We start from the raw sequence: 4,087 nt of genomic DNA, 5'->3' as shown, positions 1-4,087 counted from the left end.
CCGAGGATCCGCGAGATACAGCCCAAAGTGCTGATCCTGGTGTTTTCCAGCCTGGAAGAACAGATTTATGCGCTGCACTACATCAAGGCGGGTGCAAATGGTTTTCTCTCCAAAAGTTCGTCCCAGAACGAGATCAGAAAGGCTGTTACCTCCATGTTTGAAAATGGAAACTACCTCAGTATGGCAGTACAGCAGCAGCTGCTTCGCAATACACTGGAAAGCAAAACGAGCTCCGAGAATCCGCTCGAACAACTCTCCCAGCGCGAACTGGAAGTGATGGATATGCTCATTGACGGCTTCTGGACGAAAGAAATTGCAATCCAGCTGAACCTGACCGAAAGTTCAGTGAGCACCTATAAAGCACGGATCTTCGAAAAACTGAATGTGACTACTTTGATTGAGATGTTCAAAAAAGTGGAGTTTTACAAAGCCCGCCACGCTGGCTACTAGCATTCACCAGCTGTCGTGTTTACCTGATTTTTCATTCATATATAAAAATATTGCAACACACTTGCTCATACCTACGAAAATCTCGTAGATTTACGAAAACGTCGTAAGTATGGAGAGATTAACGCAACAAGAGGAAGATGCCATGCAGGCAGTATGGAAAGCAGGCGAAGGAAGTGTGAAGTCATTTATGTCTGAAATGGCGCCGCCGCTGCCACCTTATACTACCCTCGCTTCTACCATTAAAAACCTGGAAAAGAAGGGCTTTGTGACCAGCAGGCTAGTGGGTAATGTGAACCTATACGCGCCGGTTATTACCGAGGAGGCTTATAAACAAAGGTTTATGGGAAATGTAGTTAAAGACTATTTTGAAAACTCCTATAAAGAGCTTGTCAGCTTTTTTGTACAAAAAAACAAGATCTCGGCGGAAGACCTGAAAGAGATCATCGGATTAATCGAGAACAAGAAATAGCAGTTTAAACCCTTTCTGCCATGTCGCCTTTATTCGAATATCTTATCAAACTTTCGGCCAGCCTCGCTGTGGTGGCTACTTTCCATTACCTGTTTTTACGCCGGCTTACCTTCTACAACCTCAACCGCATTTACCTCCGTTTTTACTCTCTGCTTTGTTTCCTTGTGCCATTTATCAGCATTGAGGCTGCTGTCGAGCGCATTCCGGCGATAGGTAACTCAGCTGTTTTGAAGCAAATACCGGTGCTTACTACTATCCAACAGCCGCAGGTATCAGCCGGAACCGTGCAGCCTGTAAATACCGCGGAGTTTGATATAGAGGCCTGGGTTTCCAGACTTCTGATCGCTGGTATACTGGTGATGCTGGGCCGCCTGGTACTGCACATTGTTGCTTATGTCAGGATATTGCGGCAAGCCCAGCTGGTTTCTGATGAAGATGTCCGCATTTATCATATAGAGAAGAAAATCAGTCCGTTTTCATTCGGTAATTCAATTTTCTACAATCCTGAGATGCACAGTGAGGAGGAGCTGAAAGAGATAATTTTGCATGAGTATATCCATGTACGGCAGCGGCATACGCAGGATGTGATCTGGGGCGAAATTCTTTGCATTCTCAACTGGTACAATCCATTCGCCTGGCTGATCCGGCACGAAATCCGCCTGAACCTGGAATACATTGCCGATCAATGTGTGCTGGAAAATGATGTTGATATCAAACAGTACCAGTACCTGCTGCTCAAATGTGCAGGCGGGCCGGACTTCCGGATTTCCAATGCATTTAACATCTCGTCATTGAAGCAGCGGATTGTGATGATGAATAAGAAACGTTCATCGCGCTTTTTACTGATCAGTTTTCTGCTTGCTGTTCCGCTGCTGGTGGGTTTACTTATCTTTTTCGGTCCCGGTAAGGCGCGGAACGAAGCGGATCCTTTTCAGATGTTCTGGCGGGATGGACAGGGAAAATTAATGCATCCAAAGGTTTTATCAGGGGAGATACATGCGGCCGGACTGATCCTGGAAGCGCGAACCGGCAAGCCGCTGGCGAACATTCCAATTGAGATTAGTAGATATGGAAAGCACATCAAATCAGTCAAAACTGATGCGCAAGGCTACTTCTATGCCCTACTTCCTGCCAAAAACTCAAATGCAGGTTATAATCCCAGGAAGTTTATGCCTAACAGCTACACAATAACTTACAAAGGCGGCAAGTTCAGTCCGTTCAGCCTTACAGAGTTCCCTGTGTACGACAAAGCCTACATGGGCTACTTTCAGGTTGTGTTTGAGAATCAGGAGCTACAAACACCGGATTTTTATTCTGTCGGTAAAAACCCGTTTTTCGAGCAATACAGTGGTAAAAACAGCAAAGGTGATATCAGAAAATTTCTGTTGAGCAGTCTACCGCCGCTTTTGGCAGAGCATAACCTCAAAGCCGAGTTCAAGGAAAAGGTAGCTTATCCTGCCGAAGTTCTTACCAGGTTCAGAAATGGCCTTTTTGATAGAGAGAAAACACTAGTGGGTTATGAAGACGAGATTAAATTGTACCTCGACGGAAAGCCGGCCACCTACAAGGAGATCAATGAAGCATTTCAAAACTATCCTTACATGCTGGACGAAAACAAAGAACACCGGGAGTGGGATAGAAACGGACGCTACAAATCCATTGCTTACTTAACCTTTGATTTGTATAAAACACCTCCACCTGCTACGCTGCTCGCCAATAATGTGGAATGGAAGCGTGTTGAAGACTTTGATCTGGGCAAGCTTGAAAAGGAAGCTTACTTTCTGGACGGTTTCCGTCAGACTTTCGGAGTCGGGAGCAATTTAATGCCAGCTAAAAAGGATATCCGAAAAATTGCGCTGTTCAAAGGCAAGCTAGCGAAATACTACGATCCCAAGCTGGAACGTGTCTGGTGGATTGAGACGCGCCCGGAAGCCGAAGTCTTTGAGCGGCCGGACCTGGCGGTTGTGCGTTAGTTCTTTCGCCACGAATGCGCGAATTAGCACGAACGCATTCGTGTTAATCCGTGTATTCGTGGCATTTTAAATCGATCAGCCCATACCCGGCAGCTTCAAACCAGAGCTCCTCAATCCATTCATAATCTGCTCCTGAATGTCCATTTTCGTATCCACGAAACCATGTGCATTCAGCCACACGCTGACCGTTACCTTGTATCCGTCAGGTTCAATGGACGAAATGCCAATGCGTCTTTCGGGAATTTTCAGGGCATTCTGAGCACGATCCAGGACATCATCAATCGTTTTCCTAACATCTGAAAACTCGATTGCATTGCTGAATTTGAGCTCCACATCCAGCCGCCTGCTGCCCGATCCGCTGATATTGATGATCACTTCATTCGACAGCTTACTATTCGGAATCACCACCATCCTGTTGTCAAATGTATTTACGATTGTGTAAAAGATCTTGATCGCCTTCACAGTACCTTCCTGCCCCTGCGCCAGGATGTTATCCCCTACTTTGAAGGGTTTCAGAAGTAAAATGAGGATACCGCTCGTAAAATTTTGCAGCGTTCCCGACAATGCCAGACCTGCCGCCACACCAATTGCCCCTATCAATGCAGCAAAAACGGTCATTTGTATACCGACAATCTGCATCACCGAAATGATCAGCAGCACACGCAATGCAGTGATGGTGAGGCTCAGCAGAAAAGGTGTCAGCGAGGGATCCACATTACGCCGGTACAAATGGTTGGTCATCCAACGGGATAATATTTTGATCAACCAAAAACCGATAACCAATACTGCCAGCCCGAGCAGAAAAGACGGGCCGGTACGCAAAATCCAGGCATAAGCCTGGTTATAGAATTGTTGAAGCTTCATTGTTTGTAGCGGGTTCTTTAAAAACAGAATAAGGCAGAGGTTAAAAATCCGTTCCAGTGCGGCATTTCGCCGCTTTTGCGAAGCTCCATCCAGTACAATGGCATATTTTTTGATTCAGTTAGCAAAAAGCATCGGCGAAAACAGGTCGCGGGCGGCTTAAACTTCAACTAACAAATCAGGCTATGGAACCCGAAAGAAGAAAAGGGAAGATTGGAACATACATTATCGTTGCACTTTTAATTGCAGCAGTAGTCGGGTTGGGAATTAATTTTCTGACACCAAAACCGGTAGATGTTGCTTCGAATGAAAACATGGAATTGTTTATTAAAAA

The 4,087-nt window shown here is 45.7% G+C and carries 4 protein-coding genes; 3 read left to right on the top strand and 1 reads right to left on the bottom strand.

The genetic code is table 11. From position 1 onward, the window contains the following. The 3 genes from ACTIE6_RS19640 to ACTIE6_RS19630 form a co-directional block, all read left to right on the top strand. A partial coding sequence (locus tag ACTIE6_RS19640; protein WP_439558267.1) for a LuxR C-terminal-related transcriptional regulator occupies positions 1–450 on the top strand: 450 nt, incomplete at its 5' end. A gap of 109 nt (positions 451–559) precedes the next feature. Next, positions 560–919: a BlaI/MecI/CopY family transcriptional regulator gene (locus tag ACTIE6_RS19635; RefSeq protein ID WP_439558266.1), complete on the top strand. Its 360-nt coding sequence runs from the start codon at positions 560–562 to the stop codon at positions 917–919. Positions 920–939: 20 nt separating this feature from the next. Next, entirely contained in the window at positions 940–2,892 is a 1,953-nt protein-coding gene (locus tag ACTIE6_RS19630; protein WP_439558265.1) for a M56 family metallopeptidase, read from the top strand. A gap of 75 nt (positions 2,893–2,967) precedes the next feature. On the opposite strand, the gene ACTIE6_RS19625 is transcribed toward ACTIE6_RS19630, so the two are convergent. Beyond that, positions 2,968–3,756, bottom strand: a complete 789-nt coding sequence (locus ACTIE6_RS19625; protein ID WP_439558264.1) for a mechanosensitive ion channel family protein — start codon at positions 3,754–3,756, stop codon at positions 2,968–2,970. Positions 3,757–4,087 lie beyond the last annotated feature (331 nt).

Source organism: Dyadobacter sp. (assembly GCF_051859145.1).
GTDB lineage: Bacteria > Bacteroidota > Bacteroidia > Cytophagales > Spirosomataceae > Dyadobacter.
This window is presented reverse-complemented; position numbering and strand designations above follow the sequence as displayed.